This window comes from Desulforamulus reducens MI-1 (assembly GCF_000016165.1).
Classification (GTDB): Bacteria; Bacillota; Desulfotomaculia; order Desulfotomaculales; family Desulfotomaculaceae; genus Desulfotomaculum; species Desulfotomaculum reducens.
In genome coordinates this window covers 3,215,779-3,238,427 of record NC_009253.1, presented here as the reverse complement: position 1 = coordinate 3,238,427, position 22,649 = coordinate 3,215,779, and the positions used below count along the sequence as shown (strand labels likewise).

The 22,649-nt window shown below is 43.9% G+C and carries 22 protein-coding genes and 1 pseudogene; 16 read left to right on the top strand and 7 right to left on the bottom strand.

Annotated elements, in window-relative coordinates; all coding sequences use genetic code 11:
* Nucleotides 1–364: 364 nt before the first annotated feature.
* The 3 genes and pseudogenes from DRED_RS15890 to DRED_RS15880 form a co-directional block, all read left to right on the top strand.
* Nucleotides 365–1,054 carry a response regulator transcription factor gene (locus DRED_RS15890; protein ID WP_011879275.1) on the top strand — a complete coding sequence of 230 codons (690 nt, stop codon included), beginning with the start codon at nt 365–367 and terminating at the stop codon, nt 1,052–1,054.
* Nucleotides 1,051–2,514, top strand: a complete 1,464-nt coding sequence (locus DRED_RS15885) for a sensor histidine kinase (protein ID WP_011879274.1) — start codon at nt 1,051–1,053, stop codon at nt 2,512–2,514. The genes DRED_RS15890 and DRED_RS15885 overlap by 4 nt, the downstream gene beginning before the upstream one ends.
* 86 nt (nt 2,515–2,600) lie before the next feature.
* A pseudogene (locus DRED_RS15880) lies at nt 2,601–3,134 on the top strand (IS1182-like element ISDre5 family transposase); the annotation flags it as partial.
* A 252-nt stretch (nt 3,135–3,386) separates the two neighbouring features.
* Here DRED_RS15880 and DRED_RS15875 read toward each other — a convergent pair.
* Nucleotides 3,387–3,620 carry an SHOCT domain-containing protein gene (locus DRED_RS15875; protein WP_041274680.1) on the bottom strand — a complete coding sequence of 78 codons (234 nt, stop codon included), beginning with the start codon at nt 3,618–3,620 and terminating at the stop codon, nt 3,387–3,389.
* Between the two features lie 328 nt (nt 3,621–3,948).
* On the opposite strand from DRED_RS15875, the gene DRED_RS15870 reads away from it, so the two are divergent.
* The 5 genes from DRED_RS15870 (at nt 3,949) to DRED_RS15845 (ending at nt 6,470) form a co-directional block, all read left to right on the top strand.
* On the top strand, nt 3,949–4,662 hold the full coding sequence (locus tag DRED_RS15870) for a hypothetical protein (protein WP_041274679.1): 714 nt from the start codon (nt 3,949–3,951) through the stop codon (nt 4,660–4,662).
* Nucleotides 4,663–5,377: 715 nt separating this feature from the next.
* Nucleotides 5,378–5,617: a hypothetical protein gene (locus DRED_RS15860; RefSeq protein WP_011879270.1), complete on the top strand. Its 240-nt coding sequence runs from the start codon at nt 5,378–5,380 to the stop codon at nt 5,615–5,617.
* An 82-nt stretch (nt 5,618–5,699) separates the two neighbouring features.
* A complete protein-coding gene (locus tag DRED_RS15855) occupies nt 5,700–5,927 on the top strand; it encodes a hypothetical protein (protein WP_041274677.1) in 228 nt (75 codons plus the stop codon).
* 53 nt (nt 5,928–5,980) lie between these two features.
* Nucleotides 5,981–6,163: a hypothetical protein gene (locus DRED_RS15850; RefSeq protein WP_041274676.1), complete on the top strand. Its 183-nt coding sequence runs from the start codon at nt 5,981–5,983 to the stop codon at nt 6,161–6,163.
* A 31-nt stretch (nt 6,164–6,194) separates the two neighbouring features.
* Nucleotides 6,195–6,470, top strand: coding sequence for a hypothetical protein (locus tag DRED_RS15845; RefSeq protein WP_011879269.1), 276 nt, complete (start codon nt 6,195–6,197; stop codon nt 6,468–6,470).
* A 70-nt stretch (nt 6,471–6,540) separates the two neighbouring features.
* Here DRED_RS15845 and DRED_RS15840 read toward each other — a convergent pair whose 3' ends face one another.
* The 3 genes from DRED_RS15840 to DRED_RS15830 all read right to left on the bottom strand — a co-directional run bounded on the left by DRED_RS15840 (nt 6,541) and on the right by DRED_RS15830 (nt 8,935).
* A complete protein-coding gene (locus DRED_RS15840; protein ID WP_011879268.1) occupies nt 6,541–7,776 on the bottom strand; it encodes an ABC transporter permease in 1,236 nt (411 codons plus the stop codon).
* Complete coding sequence (locus DRED_RS15835; RefSeq protein ID WP_011879267.1) at nt 7,773–8,441, bottom strand: ABC transporter ATP-binding protein; 669 nt, start codon at nt 8,439–8,441, stop codon at nt 7,773–7,775. Before DRED_RS15835 ends, DRED_RS15840 begins: the two co-directional genes overlap by 4 nt.
* A 68-nt stretch (nt 8,442–8,509) precedes the next feature.
* Nucleotides 8,510–8,935, bottom strand: coding sequence for a hypothetical protein (locus DRED_RS15830; RefSeq protein ID WP_011879266.1), 426 nt, complete (start codon nt 8,933–8,935; stop codon nt 8,510–8,512).
* 298 nt (nt 8,936–9,233) lie between these two features.
* Here DRED_RS15830 and DRED_RS15825 point away from each other — a divergent pair, with 298 nt between their 5' ends.
* A complete protein-coding gene (locus tag DRED_RS15825; protein ID WP_011879265.1) occupies nt 9,234–9,932 on the top strand; it encodes a GntR family transcriptional regulator in 699 nt (232 codons plus the stop codon).
* A 42-nt stretch (nt 9,933–9,974) separates the two neighbouring features.
* Here DRED_RS15825 and DRED_RS19635 read toward each other — a convergent pair whose 3' ends face one another.
* Complete coding sequence (locus tag DRED_RS19635; RefSeq protein WP_274376898.1) at nt 9,975–10,103, bottom strand: hypothetical protein; 129 nt, start codon at nt 10,101–10,103, stop codon at nt 9,975–9,977.
* A gap of 159 nt (nt 10,104–10,262) precedes the next feature.
* On the opposite strand from DRED_RS19635, the gene DRED_RS15820 reads away from it, so the two are divergent.
* Nucleotides 10,263–11,423: a PAS domain-containing sensor histidine kinase gene (locus DRED_RS15820; protein WP_011879264.1), complete on the top strand. Its 1,161-nt coding sequence runs from the start codon at nt 10,263–10,265 to the stop codon at nt 11,421–11,423.
* A gap of 192 nt (nt 11,424–11,615) precedes the next feature.
* Nucleotides 11,616–12,851 (top strand): NAD(P)-dependent oxidoreductase, encoded by a 1,236-nt coding sequence (locus DRED_RS15815; RefSeq protein WP_011879263.1) that lies wholly within the window; start codon nt 11,616–11,618, stop codon nt 12,849–12,851.
* A 67-nt stretch (nt 12,852–12,918) separates the two neighbouring features.
* On the opposite strand, the gene DRED_RS15810 is transcribed toward DRED_RS15815, so the two are convergent.
* Entirely contained in the window at nt 12,919–13,197 is a 279-nt protein-coding gene (locus DRED_RS15810) for a metal-sensitive transcriptional regulator (protein ID WP_011879262.1), read from the bottom strand.
* 333 nt (nt 13,198–13,530) lie between these two features.
* On the opposite strand from DRED_RS15810, the gene DRED_RS15805 reads away from it, so the two are divergent.
* From DRED_RS15805 to DRED_RS15785, 5 genes are all read left to right on the top strand, one after another.
* The gene (locus DRED_RS15805) at nt 13,531–15,984 is read left to right on the top strand and encodes a DsrE/DsrF/DrsH-like family protein (protein WP_011879261.1); all 2,454 of its coding nucleotides are present in this window, start codon (nt 13,531–13,533) and stop codon (nt 15,982–15,984) included.
* Between the two features lie 226 nt (nt 15,985–16,210).
* A complete protein-coding gene (locus DRED_RS15800; RefSeq protein WP_011879260.1) occupies nt 16,211–17,104 on the top strand; it encodes a glycyl-radical enzyme activating protein in 894 nt (297 codons plus the stop codon).
* Between the two features lie 5 nt (nt 17,105–17,109).
* Nucleotides 17,110–19,467, top strand: coding sequence for a trans-4-hydroxy-L-proline dehydratase (gene hypD / locus DRED_RS15795; RefSeq protein ID WP_011879259.1), 2,358 nt, complete (start codon nt 17,110–17,112; stop codon nt 19,465–19,467).
* Nucleotides 19,468–19,617: 150 nt separating this feature from the next.
* On the top strand, nt 19,618–20,031 hold the full coding sequence (locus tag DRED_RS15790; protein WP_011879258.1) for an RrF2 family transcriptional regulator: 414 nt from the start codon (nt 19,618–19,620) through the stop codon (nt 20,029–20,031).
* A 109-nt stretch (nt 20,032–20,140) separates the two neighbouring features.
* A complete protein-coding gene (locus tag DRED_RS15785) occupies nt 20,141–21,796 on the top strand; it encodes a long-chain-fatty-acid--CoA ligase (RefSeq protein WP_011879257.1) in 1,656 nt (551 codons plus the stop codon).
* A gap of 106 nt (nt 21,797–21,902) precedes the next feature.
* Here DRED_RS15785 and DRED_RS15780 read toward each other — a convergent pair whose 3' ends face one another.
* Complete coding sequence (locus tag DRED_RS15780) at nt 21,903–22,577, bottom strand: hypothetical protein (RefSeq protein WP_011879256.1); 675 nt, start codon at nt 22,575–22,577, stop codon at nt 21,903–21,905.
* Nucleotides 22,578–22,649: the final 72 nt, after the last annotated feature.

Here is a 22,649-nt window from a genome sequence, read left to right as displayed (position 1 = left end):
CCCCCGTGATGTTTCTTGGCTTAACTTGCTTTCGGAGTATATTAATATGTTTTGATTGTTACGAAAAAATAATATTTTTGTGATATTTAAATTTGAAAATACAAAGCCAGAGAGCATTCTTAACGCTCCCTGGTTTTTGCTTTAAAAAAAGCCTTAACATTACCTTTTATTGCATATGGTCCATTTCAGTGGAAAGACTGTCTTCAAGTGTTACCTGAAAATTGTTACAAATCATTCTCATAAATTTAAAATTTTTGTGATAATCATTTGAATGCTTTGACAAGGGTTTGTTTTTAGCTTTACTATAGACACAGTAACCAACCCCTATTTCTGCTGGAGGGCATGTATTAAAGGAGGTATTGTCATGAGCCGGTTAAGAGTTCTGGTTGTGGATGATGAAGATAAAATTCGCCAGGTTATTGGCATTTATTTAACCAATGAAGGATACTATGTGGAGGAAGCGTTGGACGGCGAGGAAGCTCTGCGGAAGTTTAAAGCCGAGTCCTGGGATTTAATCGTGCTGGATGTCATGATGCCAAAGATGGACGGCATAACGGTATGCCAGGAAATACGCAAGGTTTCCAAGGTTCCCATCATTATGCTGACGGCCAAAAATGACGAGGTGGATCGTATTTTGGGCTTAGAGTTTGGAGCTGATGACTATATGGGCAAGCCCTTTAGTCCCCGGGAATTAGTGGCTAGGATTAAGGCGGTTCTGCGCCGTGTGGGTACCGAAGAGAAAAAAGAGGGGCATCTATTAAAATTCCCTGGTATGTGTATGGATTTAATCAGTCGGGAAGTACTGGTCAAGGATAAGCCTATCACCCTGACTCCCAAAGAGTTCGAACTCCTGGCACTGTTGGCCAAGTCTACCGGGCGATCCTACAGCCGTGAGCAGCTTTTGGAGGAGGTCTGGGGCTTTGACTATTACGGTGATGTGAGGACCGTTGACACCCACGTCAACCGGCTGAGGGACAAACTTAGGGCCGCCGGTGCCGGGAACTTCATTAAAACCGTCTGGGGCGTTGGATATAAATTTGAGGTGGAAGCATGAAGCTAAACAACATTGTCACCAAACTCTGGGTCATCATGACCATTTTGGTGCTGGTAGTTATTGGGATTGCTGGTGCAGTCCAGACCAGCTTTATGGAGGGTCTGTACTATGAGCAGCAGGCCAGGCAGTTTAAAGCCCTAGGTAATAAGGTAGCAGAAATAGCTCGTTTGGAGCAGGATCCCGTTGCCCTGGACAACAAGGCAGCCCTGATTGCCGAACTCTATAATGCTAATGTAATGATTTTAAACAAAAAGGGCATTGTTATGCAGTGCCAGGGAATGGGAATGAGCACAAAGAATATGCCGATGGATATGAATAATCCCCACCACGGCCCTATGAGCATGGAAGATATAGAAAGACTGTACCAGGGCCAAGCGGTGGTACACAAGGGCAATAACCCTTTCTTTAAAACCGATGTGTTATCGGTGGGTATCCCCTTCAAGGATCATGACAATGTGAACAGGGCGGTCATTATCCACGCACCTTTAGAACCCCTGGCAAGTGAACTTAAACACCTGCAAATGCTGATTATTTACACTGCCGTTGGGGGGATTATTCTAGCCGCCCTGTTAAGTCTGGTCTTCTCTCGGATCATCTCCCGGCCTTTGGTAAAGATGAACAAGGTGGCCCTGGAGATGGCCAGCGGTAACTACCAGCACCGGGTGGATATCCGGTCTAAAGATGAGATTGGACTGTTGTCTGACTCTCTCAATACCCTGTCCTCCCGGCTGCAAGAAAAAATCACTCAACTGGAGGCCCAGGAACAGATCCGCCGGGAGTTCGTTAGCAATGTGGCCCATGAAATCAAAACTCCCCTGGCCATCATGCAGGGTTTTACAGAAACCATGTTGGATGGTCTGGTAAAGGATGAAAAGGAAAGGGAGACATACCTGGGCAATATCCTGGATGAAATAAATCGTTTGAAACGGCTGGTTAATGAAATTCTGGACTTGAAACGTATGGAAGAGGGGCACTTTGATTTTGATAAAGAACCCTGTGATTTAAAAGTTCTCATCTACCGGGTGTTAGGCAAATTAAACCAGTTGGTTGAACAAAAGGGTGTTAACCTCAAGCTAAACCTGGAGAAAAGATTACTCCCGGTTACCTGCAACAGTGACCGGATGGAACGGGTGTTGATTAACCTAATTGACAATGCAGTACGCCATACACCTGAGGGGGGTAAAATATTCATTTATGTCACCAGCAAAGCTAATCAGGTACACATCCGTATCCGTGATACCGGAGTAGGCATATCCCCGGAGGATTTACCCATGATTTGGGAAAGATTTTATAAAGCGGATAAGTCCCGTAGCAGAACACAGGGGGGGACCGGTCTGGGGTTGGCCATTGTCAAAAAAATAGTGGAGGCCCACGGGGGGCAGATTTATGTTGAAAGTAAGTTAAACGAAGGGACTTCTTTTAACATCGTGCTGCCGGTGAATCAGTGCAGTGTAGCATAAGAGTAAAGGATAGGTGGGGAACAGGTTTACCAACACAATCGTCTGCACCCATTTCAAGACCTTGAATAAGGTTATTTTATTATTTTAGCAAAATAGATGCGTATGAAAAATCCAAGCCTAAAAAGGATTTGCAGGGTGACAAAACTGCAAACTGGGGTGCTAAAAGGGATACTCATGGTAACCAAATATCCTGGTTTGGATATAAAGCTCACGTTGCAGTTGATTGCCATAGTGAACTACCAATTGCTATTATGGTTACACCTGCTAATACCCATGATGCTAAGATGGCAATACCTTTAATCGAATTAGTAAACAAGGCCTTGGAAGACTCAAAAAAACCTAAATACTATACCATGGATATGGGCTATGACAGTAAAGACATCTACTCTGTAGTAATGAACGACTTCAATGCTCAAGCAATTATCCCCATTAACTCCCGAGGCTCTAAGGACCATCCTGAAGGCTGTGACTTTGATGGAACCCCTATATGCTCAATGGGGCAAAGAATGGTGTTCTGGGGAAGTGATGCAAAGGCTGGAACCAATAAATATAGGTGCCCGCATGTAATGGGCAAATGTGATTGCCCCTACGGGTCTGCCTGGTGCTCACCATCTTCCTACTAAAAAATTAAGCTATTTTGTACTCTTGGATTCACGTTTTTCTGGATTAGCAATTATGCAATTCATTCAAATAATAAGAAGCTAACCACAGAGCGGACTAGCTTCTTATTATTTACTTTACTATATCTTAAATTTGCCAATCAATTGATGTAACTCTCTAACCATTTGGTTCAATTGGTCCGCGTGGCGTGGAGCATCTGAAAGGAAGCGACGTTTTCTCCACGATGGAGACAACAGTTTCAATACCGGATACTATCGAGATAATTCTTCTTTAAGTTTTTTGTACTCATCTTCAGTTATCTCGTTCCGGGCATATCTGGACTTCAAAATATCCAGGGCGCCGGACGAGGAACCTTCTTTAAGGGCATTTTTTACCCCGGAATTTACTGCCCAATAGACAACCAGACCTAACAGAGCCAACGGGATCAACATCATAAATATCCCCCCAAACCATCCCATACCATAGCCGCCGTACATCATTGGCATGTTTACATTCCTCCTTCAAGTTTTTCTATCGTTCTCATAAGGGTTGATTTAAAAAATGTGCCCTTATTAAGGGCAATCATGAAAGGTAATATGGAAGTCCCTAGGTTTAGCATACACTACAGTTGTTACATTGCTGTTACGGGGATATCACATTTTTGTAATATTTCATGGCCCTTGTTTTGCAAGACTAATCTTAATTTTAAGGAGATATGGAACACCTCTTATTTCCATTTTGCGGCAAAATTATTACAAAAACGTCAAACTGTTGTGCTACTTTTGTAAAACTTGGCTGTTATTATAAAGCCACGAAGTAAAGGAGGGGAGCGTGTTGAACAATAAGCTGTTGGTATCAGGATTGTTAATCGGGGTCCTTTTGTTATCCATACCTGTTCTTTCTTGGGGCAACTGGAGAGGAAATTTTGGAGTCGGGGGAATGGGACAGGGAATTCCCGGAATGGGAATGATGAGTTCTTCCATGATGGGCATGCACGGCAACATGATGGGTAGCGGCGGTGTTGACCTGAAAGAGCCGGTAGATTTAGAAACGGCAAAGGAATTGGTTAATGATTATCTAAAAACTTCGGGAATGGAAGGCATTTCCCTGGCGGAACTGATGGAGTTTGACACCCACTTTTATGTGGAGACCAGGGAGGACCAAAGTGGCAAGTATGCCCACGAGTTTATTTTGGATAAGCGTACCGGTTCCCTCAGCCCGGAAATGGGACCTAATATGATGTGGAATGTGAAATATGGCCACATGGGAGGCATGATGGGGGCCGGTGCAACGAGTGGCAAACCTATGGTTTCAGCGGAGAATGCGGTAAAGTTGGCCAATGAGTTTTTAGTCCGCGAGAGTACCAGAGAGACAGCGGCGGAACCCCATGAGTTTTATGGGTACTACACTCTGCATACCCTTAAAGACGGAAAAATTGCTGGCATGCTCAGTGTCAACAGTGCCACCGGTCAAGTTTGGTACCACACCTGGCACGGGCAGTTTATCAATATGGAAAGCGCTGATGGCCATGCCCATCAGGAAGCATAAAAGGATATTTATCAAAGACGGAGGTTGTTCACGATGAAAAAATACATGTCCTCGGTATCGTTACTTTACTGACCCTTAGCCTCTTATTAGCAGGTTGCGGCGGAACTGACAAAAACACTGGCTCTGGAGACAACCAAAAAACCCAGCAGTCCCAGGATATGAACAACATGAACGGTGACATGAAAAACATGGATCACAGAAAAATGAATATGGACGACAATAAAAGTGATAATAAGTAGATAACTACATAGCCCCTGTCTTAAAATGCAGGGGCTAAACTTACCACAGAGAGTTTCTAGGAATTGAAAGGAAGGCTTGGTATGGAGAATATTATCAACTACCTGCCGCTTCTGTTCATTGTTTTAATGATAGCGATGATGTTCAGAGGTGGTGGCTGATGTGGCGGCCGCAGTCACCCTAACCACGGGACGACCGGACAGTTGCCCGGTAAAAAAAGCTGTTGTGACGAAAAAGACCATACCCGTGAGGATATTAAGGACAAATAAAAGGGAACAGGCTCCCACTGTGGGAACCTGTTCCCTTTTATTTGTAATTACTTCATACCCATATAGCTACTATATTTTAGAGGGGCTGTACTTAAATTTGATAAATTAGACCAGAAGTATCACAAAGTTGTGTTACTTTTGTAACGGGGATGTGAACTTTTTACTGTATCATTCTCCTATAAGCAATATTAAAACAGGAGGTTACCCAAATGAAAAAAATCATCATTACAATGTCTTTAATTTCTAGTTTGTTTGTTGCTTCTACCGCTTTTGCCGCTAACGACAATAGCAGTGACAGGAGCAATTATGTTGAAATGTTGAATAATTGCAAGGCTGCCCTGAAACAATCTGTTGGAACGGACTGGAAGACCCATATTGAAATGATGAAGGATGGTAACTGCCCTGAGTGCGGTATGACTGCTGAAGAATGCACAATGAATATGGAATAAAAAGAACGGGCTCCCCGGTTAAGGGGGGCTCGAATTACGTTAAACAAATTTGTAAGTGTAACTTATAAGAAAGGTGATAAAGATGAAACGAAACCTGCTTTGTAATCTATTATGGTTGGTTTTGGTGAATCCGGCTCAAGGGGATGCAACTGAACAACACTCTAACTCCAGTGATTCCGCTAGACTTTGCCGGTCACATGGCTCACACCTGGCTGTTTCTGCTGCTAGTAAAGTAGGGGGAAGCGGACGAAAAGGGGAAAGGCTTTTAACTAACTACTCCGGGACCACTGCATTTATTTATGCAAAATAAGGGAAAAGTGCGGTTTTGTAATATTTCTTTTCAATTGGAATGTGGTGATTGCTGTGAAAAGGTTATCGGATTTGGTTACAACTTATGAACCACCTGATGGCGAACGATTATTAATAAAAACAATTAGTGATGGTAAAGCAGTGGATCTACAGAGTGCGTCCCCCGTTGTTGTTCTAAATGAAAGGATTTGTAGTATAGAAGAAAATGTAAGAAGTAAATCAAAATTTTCCGATTGAGGTAAACTTTACAACAGCAACCAGCATAAAAGTGACCAATACCAATCCAGGTAATGGTGATAGCCAAGTGCCAATTCATCGTCCCATTGAATTTCTCATTAATCAGAAAATTTCCGACGCCACGGTTGAAGTTACCGATCTTAATGAAAAAAACAATGTTACAGGTACGGTGGAGATTAAAGAAAATAAAGTTTTATTTCACCTATTTACAGCTTTTTACCCAATAATCGTTATAAAGTGGTTTTACGTGCAAAATCAAAAGAGGGTGAGAGCATTGAGAAATATGAAATATATTTTTCCACAGTAATATTTCCATATCAAATTTAAACTATGTAACAAAATGACAATTATTATGACAATAAATATTATTATCTTGCTTATTCATAGCGGAGGGCTTGGATTGGGTTGATACGTGTGGCCTTGATGGCAGGATATATACCAAAAAGAATACCGATCAGCAGGGCAAAGGAGACACTGAATTCTAGAATCCAGAGGGGAATGCCAATGGAAAGAAAGGGGATTTTATGGTTTATCAGACTAATACAGCCATAGGCCATGAATAATCCCAGGGCACTGCCTATAAAACTTATAAGAATGGACTCTGTGAGAAATTGAGCTAGGATTTCCCAGTTGGTAGCTCCCACAGCTTTTCTTAGGCCAATTTCCCGGGTGCGTTCCTGGACGCTGAGCAGCATAACATTAATGATACCAATGCCCCCGGTAATAAGTGATATGCCTGTGACGCAGGTTACTAAACCAGCTAACATCAGCATAATTTGATTTACTAAAGCAATGATTTCGGTTGGCTTGATGGTGATAAAATCGGCTCCTCGATGTCGACTGGAGATAGTTCTAGAAATATTTTTTTCAGCATCAACCAGATGGTGTATGGAAGCCGCTTTAAAAATAAGCATGGCTGCATGTTGGGTATGGGTTAACCGTTGCATGGTTTCTACGGGAATATAGATACGATCATCAAAATTAAAACCAATGGAGGCCTTTCTGTCCATTACCCCAACGATTTCAAAGTCCTCTCCGGCTATTCTTAGTTTCTTACCGATTGCCTGGGAGTCACCAAGAAGATCTTCTTTAATTGTTTGGCCAAGCACTACGACGTTTTTAGCCTGCCTGTTGTCTTCGCTGACCAAAAAACGCCCTTCGGTCGGAGTGTACTGAAAGGTGTTAGCATATTCCGAAGTTGTTCCAGTCAAGATGACATCCAGGTACTTATTTTTAACAGTTGGCAGCACAACACGGCTAAAGGTCTCATATTGGGGTGCCCCGGTTTCTACCGATGCAAACTTGCCTAAAACTGCTTCTACGTCTTCTGCTGTTAGGGTACTACTGGAACCCCGAAAGGTACTGACTCCGCTTAAACCGCTGTTTAAAATAGTTTCCTTGGCATTCAACATTTTTCCAGGGGTAACGATAATTTGCTGGGTGCCAAGCTCCTGTTGAATCTGGTTAATGAGACTATTATTAAAACCGTTAATCAAAGAAAGTAAGGATACCATGGAAGCAACACTTATCATTATGCCTAGAATACATAAAAAAGATCGCTGCTTATAAGCAAGTACACCTTTAACGCTTACTTTTAACATCTTCAACATCATGCTAGGAACCTCCCCTGATCTTTGTCCATTGTAACAATACGCCCGGCAGCTTTTGCTGCATGGGGGTCATGGGTTACCATGATAATGGAGGTTCCCGATTGATGCAAAGAATGAAAAATAGCTAATACCTCTGCTGTGGATTTGGCATCCAAATTTCCTGTGGGTTCATCGGCCAGAAGGATGGAGGGTTTTCCTACATAGGCCCGGGCAATGGCTACTTTTTGCCGCTGTCCACCGGAGAGCTGTGTGGGCAAGGCCTTTGCCTTTGATATCATTCCCACCTGTTCCAGGGCTGTTAACACGCGGTGTTTACGTTCTTTAGAGGAAAGGTTTCTATACAATAGGGGCAATTCTACATTACTATAGACAGTATCCCTTGGCAGTAAACAATAATTTTGAAAAATAAAGCCAATATGTTGATTGCGAAATTTAGCTAATTGCCTAGATGTAAATTGGGATAAGTCCTGTCCATGAAATAAATAGGTTCCCGAAGTGGGAGTATCCAGGCAACCCAGGATATTTAACAGAGTTGTTTTACCTGAACCGGAAACGCCCATGATGGCCACATACTCCCCTTGTTGAACAGTAAAACTGATTCCCTTTAATATGGCATGTTGTTCCGAACCCTGAGAATAGATTTTACATAAGTCCTTTGTATAAATCATTGCACCTAAACCACCTTTTAAATTAGCACTGCAACCCCCTGATTCTCAAAGGAGTTTAGGGGGTTTAATTATTTCCAGGGTTTTATGTAAAATAAAGAACGGATAACCCGAAAGCGCAAATCGGGGGAACGCCAGGGCTTTTCACAAAAATGAGGGGTGACTCCGCCGTGGGCATGAACGGGGTTAAACTCCTGCTTCTTTTTGGGGCTTTTCACAGAGGCCTTCTGATTGGTAGCATACCCCTTGCTGGCAGGCCGATTATAGCCAGTGGATGGAATTTCCTTTGGTTGGTTAGGTAGGTAACCACCTTTACCGTGACCACGCTGTCCCTTCATTTGATGGGCCGATTTGAGGTTTGGACATTGTTGATACTTTCCTGAAGTACAATATTGGTCTCGCCAGGACTCTGATACTGTTATGGTATCGGAAGCGTACCCTGCACTTTTCAATGCATTACAGCCATATAGGCGAGCTGCATAGGGACATAATTTCATAAATGGCCTGGTTAACTCCCTTGGGGTGGAGAAAGCCAGTTCTCTCCTTTTTAGGTTTCTTAGCCTATTATATCAATAATCTAGAAAAGGGTTATAGAATTTTTTATTATGTTTAGGCAGACTTCATAAAGAAAAATCCTGAAGGAAATAAAAAAATCAACACGAATTTTTATTCTTATAGAAAAATATATGGCAGGTGTAGTTATGAACCCTATGGTGCTACAGATTCTTAAGACCTTTAAAAAGGAACCAGCTTTGTGTTGGTTAGATGAATAGTTAATATCAAGGGGGAATGAGGGTGAATTCAGAGTTTGGGCTGGCACCGATAGAGGCTGTACCCCACCCACAGATTAGAGATAAGGTATACCAACAATTGCGTCAAGCAATCTTGGATGGTCACATAAAGCCCGGGGAACGTCTTGTCGAAAGGAAACTGGCCAACCTGCTGGGGGTTAGTCGGACGCCGGTCCGGGAAGCCCTTCGCATGCTCGAACTGGAAGGGTTAGTGGCCCATTTGCCTCGGGTCGGTGTGGTGGTAGCCCAGGTTTCAGATATGGAAGTTTTGGAGATTTACAGGATAAGGGCTGTACTGGAAGGGTTAGCTGCCCGAATGGCAGCGGAAAAGATAAAGCCTGGTCAACTAGAGCAGTTAATCAATGCCTTGGAGCAGCTTGATGGCTTTGTTACCGGAGACGATTTAGAAAGTTTAGAAAAAGCCCATGAAGAATTTAATGATTTGCTTTACCGGGCGGCGGACAGTCAAAGGCTCTATGCCATGATCACAACTCTGGTGGAGCATATTAACCGCTATGCTAAGGTAGGTTATGGGCTGCCGGGGAGAATTGAGGAAGCCAATCGGGAGCACAGGCAGTTGGTTGAAGCCATTAAACTGGGCGATGGTTCACTGGCGGAACGGTTGGCCAGGGAACACATTGATAATTCTAGGCGAGCATATTTCAATGAGATGGCTCAAGGGCTTCCGAATAACAATAAATAACATACCACTCCTCAAACAAGGAGCGGCATGTGCGATGGACCGTTAGTATCGTTCTTTTCTTTCTTCGGAATCTTTTCTTCCCATAAGAAAGCCGACTAAGGGAGCGGCAACATAGAGTGAACCCAACAATAGCATCTTTGTACCGGATAGCCGATTATTTTCTTTAACCACAACAACCACCTCCTGTAGGTATTGTGAACCTTTTCGGTGATAAAAAAACTTAGAAGATTATGGGGAAAAAGAACGAGATTCTTAAGTTACCTGACGAAAAAAACAATCCTTTATGTATGATAAATTAACTTCTTAAAGTATTTAAGGGGGATGGAAGAGTTGAGTGAGCTACTGTTTGAAAACCACTTTAGCCATTTTGCCCCGGCTGCCCGGTTACCCCTCAATAAGATATTGGAGCAGTCCTGTGTAGTAAAAAAGATTCAGGAGGTTCATTCTGTATTTGATGCATTTCCCAATGTTATCTTAATTCTTAACCAGCACAGGCAGGTTGTCTATTGTAATAAAGCCTTAGTGGATTTGTTAAACTTGGAAGATTCCAGCAGTGTTTTGGGAGCCAGACCGGGAGAAGTATTAAATTGTGTACATGCCTGGGAAAATGAAGCCGGCTGTGGTACCAGCGAGCATTGCATGTCCTGTGGTGCTGCTTTGGCCATTTTGGCAGGGCTGTCTGGCGAAAGGGCCTCCCGAGAATGTAGGGCCACTGTCAAACAACAGGGGCAGTTTATTTCGCTGGATCTGCTTTTTACGGCCAAGCCCCTTACTCTGGAAGGACAGTGTTTTACCCTCGTATTTGTAACAGATATTAGTCATGAAAAAAGAAGGAAATTCTTAGAACGAATTTTTTTCCACGATATTCTGAATACCGCAGGCAGTCTCCGTGGCATTGTTGAGTTGCTGGGAACCGTCAAAGAATCGGCCCAAAAACAGGAACTGATGAAGGATTTGGAGGAAGTGGCTGGTTCTTTAATTGAAGAGATTCTTGACCAGCGGGACTTGCTCAGTGCAGAAAATAATGAATTAAAGGTAAGTCCCGAACCCTTTGATCCAGTGGAACTTTTGAACAGTATGATGGATCATTATGTTAACCACCCAGTGGCCCAGGGAATCACCCTGGAGGTAGTAGAAACCCTAGAAGAGGCTACCATTGTTAGTGACCCGATTCTTTTAAAGAGGGTGCTGGGCAATATGGTAAAGAACGCTTTGGAAGCCTCCCAGCCAGGGGATGTTGTATCCCTGGGTGTTAAACAAATTGGTGCTGAAATTTATTTTTGGGTTAACAACCCAAGAGAAATGCCCAGAGATGTTCAACTGCAGGTCTTTAAAAGATCTTTTTCTACCAAGGGTGGCAGCAGGGGATTGGGGACTTACAGTATGAAACTTCTCACAGAACGTTATTTGAAGGGCAGTATCTCCTTTACAGTTAAAGAAGGAAGGGGTACGACCTTTACCATACGTTACCCCTTAACCATTCGAGAATAGGATATATTAATGCTATTGCTTGATTTACTAAGTAGCAACATTTTTTTTCTAAAAAAATATTGTCTACCCAGTGTCAAGTAAATGACGTTGTTGACGAAAAAACAGGTTGTGTCGTACTATATTTAGGTGTAGTTTAGAAAAGCAAGAATTCATTCTTTAGTTAGAAAAAATACTTTCTTATAGGAGGATACCATGGACACACATATTATTGAATCTGCAAAAAGATGCCTCCAATGCAAGAAACCCCGTTGTAGGGAGCACTGTCCTATTAAGACCCCCATTCCGCAAATGATTCAGATGTTTTTGAATGGCAGCATTAAGGATGCAGGGGATATGTTGTTTAAAAACAATCCTCTTTCTGTGGTATGCTCCCTGGTTTGTCCCCACGAAAGCCAATGTGAAGGAAACTGCATACTTGGTAACAAAGGGGAACCGGTGCAAATTAGCTCCATCGAACATTATATTTCTAATTACTATCTAAATTCAATGAATCTTAGGCCCGCCGAACCAAAGGGCCGTCAAGTGGGTATTATTGGCTCCGGGCCAGCGGGGATTACCATTGCCTTCTTACTGGCCCTGAAGGGTTACCGTATCACCATATTTGAAGCCCACGATAAAATTGGTGGGGTATTGCGATACGGTATTCCCGAGTTCAGACTTCCTAAAACCATCATGGACAAGATGCAGCAACGTCTTTTTGAAATGGGTGTGAAAATAAGACCAAACACCATGATCGGAAAAATTATTTCTATTGATGATCTGTTCCAGGATGGCTATGAGGCTTTATTCATTGGAACAGGGGTATGGAGACCCAATCGGTTAAGAATTAAGGGAGAAAGCCTGGGGCACGTTCATTTTGCCATTGATTATTTGAAAAACCCGGCAGTTTACCAATTGGGTGAGCGGGTTTGTGTAATAGGGGCCGGTAACGTGGCCATGGATGCGGCTAGAACAGCCATACGGAATGGAGCAAGGGAGGTCTATATTCTTTACCGCCAAGGTAGAGAGGACATGACTGCCCGACAAAATGAAATTCAATTTGCTGAAATCGATGGTGTCCATTTCGAGTTTTATAAGACTCCCCTGGAGTTTACCCACCAAGGTGTTCGTTACCTGGAAACCAAAAGGGTGGAGGTGGAGACCGAGCAAGGGCCAGAACAGGTGACTGCCGAGCAAGAAGGATTCTTAAAGGCAGACTCGGTGATTGTTGCGGTCAGCCAGCTACCCCGAGATATTATCGTGGGTAATACCAAGGCCATTGATGTAAACGGCAAAGGTTTGATTATCACCGATGAATATGGTAGAACAACCCGGGAAGGGGTTTTTGCCTCCGGTGATGTGGTTACCGGAGCCAGGACCGTGGTTGAGGCTGCTAGGGTTTCTAAAAATGTGGCGCAGGCAATTGATGAATACTTATCAAATAAATAAGCAAAAACCGTACTTGCAATATGTAAGTACGGTTTTTGCTTTTGAGTAGTCAATTAATCAACAGCATCTAAGAGAATTTTTTAAACACCTTCATAAAATCCTCCAAAGAGTCGTTGATTTCTTTGCCTTGCTCCATATTCTCTTGGATTGAGTGGGCAAGATGACAGGCCAATACAGAGAAGGCCACTCGATTGACAGCTGCCTTAACGGCCGAAAGTTGTGTCACCAAGTCACTGCAACTGCGGTTATCTGCAATCATTTTGTGAATCCCTCGAACTTGTCCCTCAATTTTCTTTAATCGAGTCATTAACTCTTGCTGTAGCTCAACATTAACATTGGTTGGCATTATGAGACCTCCATTTAAACTACTATACCCCCTATGGTATCAGTGTATAGTCTCCATGAACTCATGTCAATTATTTCCCCAAGTACCCATTGACTAACTGGTATGGGAGTGCTATCTTTATTATAATACCTATACCCCTAGGGGTATGTGGGGGGCTAAGGAAGGAAATTAGATGGCCGGTATATTAAGACGCAGATCATAAAGCGATCTACTGTTTTTAGAATAGCAGTAGGGGTATCTTTGTACTGCCAAAGCATTTTGGAACTGAATAAAATTGTACCGATTAATAAAAGTTATCTAATACTAAGCATATTAATATTTGGAGTTGAGAAGATGACAAAAAAAGTGTTAATCGTAGGCGGGGTTGCCGGTGGGGCCAGTGCGGCAGCCAGACTAAGAAGATTGGATGAAGATGCTGAGATTATTTTATTTGAACGGGGAGAATACATCTCCTTTGCTAACTGTGGACTCCCCTATTATCTAGGTGGCGTCATTAAGGAACGGGAAAATCTGTTGGTTCAGACTGTCCAGGGGATGCAGGAACGATTTAATGTTGATATTCGTATAAAGAGTGAAGTGACTAAGATCCTTCGTGAAACCAAAGAAGTTGAAGTATTATCCCAGGGTAAAACCTACCGGGAGAGCTATGATTATTTGGTGCTTTCTCCCGGGGCAGATCCCATTTTACCACCTATCCCAGGGATTCAACGGGAGGGCATTTATACCCTCAGGAATATGGCTGATGTTGATAGAATTAAAAGTCTGCTTGAGGAAAAAAAGCCTAAACGTGCCGCCGTGGTCGGTGGGGGGTATGTTGGCATTGAAATGGCAGAGAATCTTAAACATGCCGGTCTTGATGTGGTGCTTATTGAAGCAGCGGAGCAAGTTATGGGTCCGCTGGATGTAGAGATGGCAAGGATTGTTGAAAAGGAACTAATGGACAATGGTATCCGCCTAGTCCTTCAGGATGCTGTTCAAAGGTTTCAAGGAGAGCGGGAAATTGAGATTATTCTAGGCAGCGGCAAGCAAGAACAGGTGGACATGGTTATCATGGCCGCAGGCGTTCGACCGGAGACAAAACTGGCTAAGGAAGCCGGCCTGGAAATTGGTGAAAGAGGCGGCATCCGGGTGGATGAGCACCTGAGAACTTCGGACCCGGCCATCTATGCGGTGGGAGATGCCATCGAAGTGAAGGATCGTATCAGCGGTGAATATGCCATTATACCTTTGGCAGGGCCGGCCAATAAACAAGGGCGGATTGTTGCCAACAATATTTGTGGTGGCACTGATCAATATTTAGGTTCCTTAGGGACTTCCATCATCAAGGTATTTCATGTCACTGCGGCGGCAGCCGGTAATAATGAAAAGATACTAAGGCGAGCAGGTATTCCTTATCTGAAATCCTTTACCCACTCAGGTTCCCATGCGGGCTATTACCCCGGAGCCTTTATACTTACCATTAAACTTCTCTTTTCACCGGAGGATGGGAAAATTCTTGGTGCTCAGATTGTGGGCCGGGAAGGTGTGGATAAGAGGATTGATGTACTGGCCACAGCTATCAAGCATGGGCTAACGGTTTATGACCTGGAGGAACTGGAACTGGCCTATGCTCCCCCCTATTCATCGGCCAAGGACCCGGTTAATATGGCAGGCTTCACAGCAGCAAATATTCTGAAGGGCGATGTTAAAATACTTCATTGGGAGGATTTGCAGAGCCTGAACCGGGCTGAGTATGTTATTCTTGATGTTCGAACGAAGGAAGAGTATGAGAACGGTTCCTTTGAGGGTTCTATTCACCTGCCCGTTGATAATATTCGACAAAGACTGGATGAGATACCTAAGGATAAGAAAATTATTATTTACTGCAAAGTAGGTCTCAGGGGATATATAGCCTACCGAATTTTAGCCCAGCGAGGCTACGACGTTTATAACCTTAGTGGTGGTTATGAGATATATCTGGCTGAAGAATACAAATATGCGGAGGGTATTGATTTGGATGAGCAAATGACCAAGTTTGAACAAATACCCGCCCCGGCAGAGATGCAGGGAAAGACCATTCGAGTGGACGCCTGTGGTCTGCAATGCCCGGGACCCATTATGAGAGTCTACCAAGAAATGGAAAAAATTCAAGAGGGAGAAATTCTTGAGGTTCAGGCCACGGACCCCTCCTTTCCCAGGGATGTTAAAGCCTGGAGTGCCAGAACCGGCAACACCTTGCTGCAGACAGAAACAACCGACAAAGGGTATCGCGTGATGCTGAAGAAAGGGAGTACGCAGCCACAAGCTTGCGGCAATGATCAGAAACCGCTGGATATACCCCATGGCAAATCACTAATTGTCTTCAGCAGTGATTTGGATAAAGCCATCGCCTCCTTTATCATTGCCAATGGTGGTGCCTCCATGGGAAGAAAAGTTACCATGTTCTTTACCTTCTGGGGACTTAACATCCTTAGAAAAGATGTGGTCACTGGGGTTAACAAAAACTTTATGGAAAGAATGTTTGGCTGGATGATGCCCAGGGGCAGCAAGAGACTGGGACTTTCCAAAATGAATATGGCCGGCATGGGACCCACCATGATTCGCAATATAATGAAGAAGAAAAATATTGCCTCCCTGGAGGAGTTAATCCAGCAGGCCCAAAAAAGTGGAGTTAGGCTGGTGGCCTGTACCATGTCCATGGATGTCATGGGAATTAAGGCGGAGGAACTCATAGACGGGATTGAATACGGCGGGGTTGCTTCTTACTTAGCTGAGGCAGAAGAATCCGACGTGAACCTGTTTGTTTAATTGATCCTCCCCTTTCTAAAGATGCTCTCTTTTTGATATCGTTGTTGTTTCGCCGGTGTTAACATGAATACCCTTCACACTTACAAGTTTGTCATACACTATCCTGGCCTCGGCCAGGATTTTTTATTTTAGGGCAAAGGGACAAAAGGAATCTGCCCCAGGGGTAAAGAAATCCTTAGAACATTTATAAATATGAATAAAAAGCAGCAGCAATTGAGGTGATGACATGCTCACGGGTAGCATCTTTGATATCATGAAATACTCCATTCGGGATGGCCCGGGTATTCGGACCACTATCTTTTTTAAGGGCTGCCCCTTAAAATGCCTGTGGTGCCACAATCCTGAGAGTCAAGACCCAGAGCCGCAATTAATGTTCTGGCCGGACCGTTGTATTGGCTGTGGCGACTGTGTGGAGACTTGTGTCAACCAGGCAATCCTACCCGGGGGAATCCATAAGGAAAGGTGTCGGCGGTGTGGGCAATGTGCGGCGGTTTGTCCAACCCTGGCCCGGGAAATGGTGGGGCGCAGGGTTGCGGTGGAGGAAGTGGTAAGGGAGATTGAAAGGGATCGCATTTTTTATGAGGAGTCCGGCGGTGGTGTAACCTTCTCCGGTGGCGAGCCCTTGGTCCAACCAAGTTTTCTCCATAGTTTGCTGGATGCCTGCCAGGATAGAGAAATTGCTACGGCGGTGGATACCACCGGTTACACTGCAGAGGAGACACTGCTTAGTATCTCTGAAAAGGTGGATCTGTTCCTTTATGATATAAAACTGATGGATGATGAGAAACACAAATTGTTCACCGGCGTATCCAACCGACTGATATTAAACAATTTACAGAAGCTTTCCCAACGACATCCCCATATTATCATCCGTATCCCGATAATTCCGGGCATTAACGATGATAGGGAAAACCTTGAACAAATGGCTAGTTTTATTAGTACTTTACAAAATATTTGGGAGGTCCAATTACTTCCTTACCATAACACAGGTATGGGCAAATATGAAAGATTGAATTTGCCCTACCAGTTGGCTCAAACGCAACCTCCAGCAGACGAAGCCATGCAGCTCTTAGCAGGGGAATTCAGAAGTTACGGACTAAATGTGAAGATCGGAGGCTAACAAACATGAAGGAAAGGGTAGCTGCACTAAAACAACAAAGTTTAGAAACCCCGCCCTGGCTATCCACAGAAAGGGCCCAATTATTAACGGGTTTTTATAAAAATGCCGGAGATACGTCTACCCCAGTTAAACGGGCCTTAGCCTTTCAATACTTAATGGAGCACAAAACCATCTGTATAAATGACGGTGAGTTAATTGTGGGGGAAAGGGGACCTGCTCCCCAGGCTTCCCCCACCTACCCGGAACTGTGCTGTCATAGTATGCAGGACTTACAAATACTCAATGATCGGGAGAAAATCCCCTTTTTGGTTAGTGACCAAGCAAAGGAAGTTTACCGGGAAGAAATAATACCCTTTTGGCAGGGAAAATCCATGCGGGATAAAATTTTTCAAGAGATGTCCGAGGAGTGGAAACAGGCCTACGAGCATGGGATTTTTACCGAATTTATGGAACAAAGGGCACCGGGTCATACGGTGTTGGACGATAAAATCTATCGCAAGGGTTTCTTGGATTTTCAAAGGGAAATTGCTGAAAGCCTTCAAAAGCTGGACTATTATAATGACCCTAAGGCCTACTATAAGCAGGAACAGCTTAAGGCCATGAGGATTTGTGCTGATGCCATCATACGTTTTGCCCAGCGCCATGCGGAAAAGGCCCGGGAACTGGCGAGCCAGGAAAGAAATGCAGGTAGAAGGGCCGAATTGGAACGCATTGCAGAAGTTTGTACCCATGTTCCTGCCCAGGCACCCAGGGACTTTTGGGAAGCCCTGCAGTCCTACTGGTTTGTCCACCTGGGTGTCATTACCGAATTAAACACCTGGGATGCCTTTAACCCCGGCAGATTGGATCAGCATCTGAATCCCTTTTATCAAAGGGGGATACGGGAAGGAACATTAACAAAGGATCAGGCTAAGGAGTTGCTGCAGTGTTTTTGGGTCAAGTTTAATAACCAACCGGCCCCACCCAAAGTTGGGGTAACAGCGGAAGAAAGCGGTACCTATACAGACTTTGCCAATATCAACAGCGGCGGTTTAAAGCGGGATGGCTCTGATGGTGTCAATGAGGTTAGCTACCTGGTACTGGATGTCATTGATGAGATGAGGCTGCTGCAGCCCAGTTCGAACATTCAACTCAGTAAAAAGAACCCGGACCGCTTCCTTAAACGGGCCTGCCAGATCATTCGCAAAGGTTGGGGGCAACCCTCGATCTTCAATGCCGATGCCATCATTGAAGAACTACTGCGCCAGGGGAAAACCATTGAAGATGCCCGTGCTGGCGGTGCCAGCGGCTGTGTGGAAACAGGGGCCTTTGGCAAGGAAAGCTATATTTTAACCGGCTATCTCAATCTGGTAAAAATTCTGGAACTGGTATTAAATAACGGTCAAGATCCACGAACGGGCAGACAACTGGGTCCTGCAACCGGTGACCCCACTGGGTTTAATTCCTTTGGCCAGCTATTAGAGGCCTTTCAGCAGCAGCTAAACTATTTTGTGAATATAAAAGTAAAAGGCAACAACATTATTGAGCGTTTATATGCCACCTATATGCCTGCTCCCTTTCTTTCAATCTTGATTGATGATTGCATTGCCAAGGGGCAAGATTATAACGACGGTGGTGCCCGCTATAATACCACCTATATCCAGGGGGTTGGTTTGGGCAGCCTAACGGATTGCCTGTCTGCCTTAAAATATCATATCTTTGAGCAAGGGACCTTTACCATGCCTCAACTACTAGAAGCATTAAACTTAAACTTTGCCGGTCAGGAAAAGGTGCGTCAGGTGCTCCTAAATAAAACACCGAAATACGGCAATGATGATGATTTTGCTGATGAAATAATGACAACCATCTTTGATATCTTCTACCAGGAAGTTAACGGGAGGAGCAATACCAAGGGTGGCGTTTACCGGATTAACCTTTTGCCAACCACCTGTCATGTTTATTTTGGTTCAGTGATTGGTGCCACACCGGATGGCCGAAGGGCCTGGCAACCACTATCCGAAGGGATTTCCCCAGTTCAGGGTGCCGATCGTCAAGGTCCTACGGCGGTGATTAAATCGGCTGCTAAGATGGATCACATACGCACCGGGGGCACCCTGTTGAACCAGAAGTTTGCTCCTTCGGTGCTGGCAGGTGACGAGGGTCTTAACAAACTAACTCATTTGGTGCGGGCCTATTTTAAGTTGGACGGTCACCATATACAATTTAATGTGGTGGATGCTAAAATCCTACGGGAGGCCCAACGGAACCCTGAACAATACCGAGACTTGATTGTCCGGGTAGCGGGTTACAGTGATTATTTTTGTAATCTAAGTAAAGCCTTACAGGATGAAATTATTGCCAGAACCGAGCATAATTCTATTTAAAGGTAATAGAATATTAAAGGAAGGGTCCTACTGGGAAACCGACAGGACTTTTCTAATGGATATGTAGAGGATAACTTGACTTTTGGGATTTGTATAGTAAACTTTAAAACACACTAAACAGGTATACATTTTTAGAAAGAGGTATACTTCATGAAATTAAATCAGGCAACGGACTATGCATTCCGTGCAGTTTTATATTTATCTCGGTTACCGAAAGGACAAGTGTCAGAGGCCAAAGCAATTGCCGAGCAAGAGAATATTCCCATTCGGTTTTTACTAAAAATTTTACGTTCCCTGACCGCTGCTGGGATCATTGAATCCTACCGTGGAGTCAGTGGTGGTTATGCCCTGGCCAGGGAGCCAAAGGACATTACCATGCTGGATGTGGTGGAAGCAGTGGAGGGACCAGTAGAGGTGAACCGCTGTTTAATTGCGCCGGAAAGCTGTAACAAGAATCATACTGCCAGGTGTCCCATGCACAGGGCATTATATGCTATTCAACAAAACCTCAACCAACAATTAAATAGTTATAACTTTGCTGACCTTAGTCATTACAATAATTAGTGGTGGAAAAATAAACTTCGACACATTTTCTAAAGGAAAATTACCCTCTGATACAGAAAAACTTCAAAGGGAGATGGGTAAAACGGTTTCCAACCAAGGGGGTAAATTATTGACAAACAAACAATTTTGGCATAGCCATTACCCGGAAGGAATACCTACCAGCTTAGACCTTCCCGGGGTTTCCTTATATCATTTTTTGCAACGTTCCGCAGAAAAGTACCCAGTAAACCCGGCGATCGTATTCTTAAACCAGGAAATAACCTATGTTGAACTGAAAGAAAGAGTTGATCGAATTGCCACAGCACTCTATGACTTGGGAATAAAGAAAGGGAACCGAATTGCTATCCTACTGCCCAACTGTCCCCAACTAGTTATCTCCTATTATGCTCTTTTAAGGATAGGGGCGGTTGGGGTGATGGTAAATCCCATGTATACGGAGCGGGAATTGCTTTATCTGCTTAAGGACTCTGGAGCAGAGACCATTATCCTGCTGGAGCAATTAAAGCCAAAGGTTATGAAGGTACTACCGCAAACAGCCATAACAACTGTTATTTCCACCGAGATACAGGAATATTTAGACCTTGGCAATGATCTAAATCAGTTGTCTAAAACATGTCTCAGTACGGAAAAGGAGGCATACTCTTTCGAACAACTTTTGGTTAAGTATTTGCCAGCTTTGCCGGAAATTAATTTAAATGTAGAGAAGGATATCGCCCTGCTCCAGTATACCGGGGGTACCACAGGAATTGTAAAAGGGGCCATGCTTACCCATGGAAATCTCTCCAGCAATGTCGTACAAACCAGATACTGGTTAGACAGCTGTCGGGAAGGAATGGAAAGGTTCTTTTGTGTGCTTCCTTTCTTTCATGTGTTTGCCATGACCACCTGTATGAACCTGTCTGTTTACTTGGCATCGACCATGATTTTAATTCCTCGGCTAGAGGCTATGAATTTACTTAAACAAATTGAATTTTATCGTCCCACGGTTTTTCAGGGAGTACCTTCCCTTTATGTGGCTGTTATCGCCAACCCCGATGTGAGAAAATATGATCTTTCATCTGTACGTGTATGTCTGTCCGGTGGGGCTCCGCTGCCGGCGGAGGTGCAACAAAAGTTTGAAGCTGTTACAGGAGCGAAACTGGTAGAAGGTTATGGTTTAACAGAAGCGTCGCCGGTTACTCATTGCAATCCCGTTAACGAAAAAATTGATGGTTCCATTGGTTTACCCATCCCCAACACCGAATTTAAGATTGTGGACCTAGAAACTGGAACAAGGGAATTGCTGCCGGGTGAAATCGGGGAGTTATGCATCCGTGGACCCCAGGTAATGAAGGGCTACTGGAATATGCCGGAGGAAACTGAAAAAGTTCTCCGGGAGGGTTGGCTATATACTGGGGATATTGCTTGGATGGATGAGAAAGGCTTCACCTATATTGTGGATCGTAAGAAAGATATGGTTATCAGTATGGGCTATAATATCTATCCCCGAGAAGTGGAAGAAGTGCTTTATGAGCATCCCAAAGTAAAAGAGGCCGCGGTCATAGGTATAAGGGACCGCAGCAGGGGTGAAGTTTTAAAGGCTTTTGTTGTTATTAAAGAGGGCGAACAAGCCAAAAAAGATGAAATTATTAAGTTTTGTCGGCAGCAACTGACCCAGTATAAAGTGCCGAAGAAGGTTGAATTTCGAACTGAATTACCTAAATCAATGGTTGGCAAAATCCTTCGCCGGGTTTTAATTGAAGAGGAAACGAATAGGGAAAAATAGGAATGCAATTATTTATAACGAACTTATAAAATAACAGAATCCCGTATCACAACAAGTGGTACGGGATTAATTTTCGCTCAAAGTCTTTACAGTGGATTATTTGCTCTTACTTTAAGTATGAATCAACCTGGTTTTCTATTTGAACAATTTCTTCTTCGGTGAGTTCCCTGCCCAGGAAGCTGCGAAGGCTTTTGATCGCAGCACCAATGGCCACTCGTCTTACATCAATGTCGGGTTTTGTTTCCACTGGTGCGGTCCTTGGTTCATATTTAGCAGAGGGGAGGCCAGGACTCATTCTGTCTGCCATTTCATCCAGAGAGGGTACGGGTTTCTCGTCCCGATAGCCAATATCATAATCGTTTTTTTCTTGAAAACTGTGACCGGGGGAATCATCCCAGGGAAGCTCCTCTGGGGAAGCCGGATGAGTATCCGCACTGACAGATCCTTCTATAAAGGGGAACTCTTCTTCAGATTTTGGTGGTTCCACAGCCAGAGTAGCTTTCTTCTGTTCTCTTTTCTCCCGGGCTTTTTCCTTTTTTTTCATATAGTTTGTATAGGCATAGGATATTTCTTGTTCAATTTGTAGCAGTTCCATGCGGTGTTGTTCAATAAAAATATGGTAGTCCGAGTGGTTTTTTTCAACAATTTCCATTAATTCTAATTGATTGGCAATGAGGGCCTGCAGTGAGGGGGATACTTTTATGGGCACCCGTATCAGGTCTTTATCCACCTCATAGCCGGAAACAGTTAGAATGGTCTCTTGTGTTTTTGCTTTAGCCAAAAGTTAACACTCCCCATAGATATAGATATGTATATATATAATGGTAATTGTATCGAAGAAAGCAAGGGCAGG

What these genes read in the sequence shown, in the direction of transcription:
- DRED_RS15840 (WP_011879268.1), bottom strand. Translation starts at nt 7,776, where the DNA reads ATGATGTTGAAGATGTTAAAAGTAAGCGTTAAAGGTGTACTTGCTTAT.
- DRED_RS15830 (WP_011879266.1), bottom strand. Translation starts at nt 8,935, where the DNA reads ATGAAATTATGTCCCTATGCAGCTCGCCTATATGGCTGTAATGCATTG.
- DRED_RS15805 (WP_011879261.1), top strand. Translation starts at nt 13,531, where the DNA reads ATGACAAAAAAAGTGTTAATCGTAGGCGGGGTTGCCGGTGGGGCCAGT.
- DRED_RS15835 (WP_011879267.1), bottom strand. Translation starts at nt 8,441, where the DNA reads ATGATTTATACAAAGGACTTATGTAAAATCTATTCTCAGGGTTCGGAA.
- DRED_RS15855 (WP_041274677.1), top strand. Translation starts at nt 5,700, where the DNA reads ATGAAACGAAACCTGCTTTGTAATCTATTATGGTTGGTTTTGGTGAAT.
- DRED_RS15790 (WP_011879258.1), top strand. Translation starts at nt 19,618, where the DNA reads ATGAAATTAAATCAGGCAACGGACTATGCATTCCGTGCAGTTTTATAT.
- DRED_RS15885 (WP_011879274.1), top strand. Translation starts at nt 1,051, where the DNA reads ATGAAGCTAAACAACATTGTCACCAAACTCTGGGTCATCATGACCATT.
- DRED_RS15810 (WP_011879262.1), bottom strand. Translation starts at nt 13,197, where the DNA reads ATGCCAACCAATGTTAATGTTGAGCTACAGCAAGAGTTAATGACTCGA.
- DRED_RS15815 (WP_011879263.1), top strand. Translation starts at nt 11,616, where the DNA reads ATGGACACACATATTATTGAATCTGCAAAAAGATGCCTCCAATGCAAG.
- hypD (WP_011879259.1), top strand. Translation starts at nt 17,110, where the DNA reads ATGAAGGAAAGGGTAGCTGCACTAAAACAACAAAGTTTAGAAACCCCG.
- DRED_RS15800 (WP_011879260.1), top strand. Translation starts at nt 16,211, where the DNA reads ATGCTCACGGGTAGCATCTTTGATATCATGAAATACTCCATTCGGGAT.
- DRED_RS15860 (WP_011879270.1), top strand. Translation starts at nt 5,378, where the DNA reads ATGAAAAAAATCATCATTACAATGTCTTTAATTTCTAGTTTGTTTGTT.
- DRED_RS15890 (WP_011879275.1), top strand. Translation starts at nt 365, where the DNA reads ATGAGCCGGTTAAGAGTTCTGGTTGTGGATGATGAAGATAAAATTCGC.
- DRED_RS15875 (WP_041274680.1), bottom strand. Translation starts at nt 3,620, where the DNA reads ATGCCAATGATGTACGGCGGCTATGGTATGGGATGGTTTGGGGGGATA.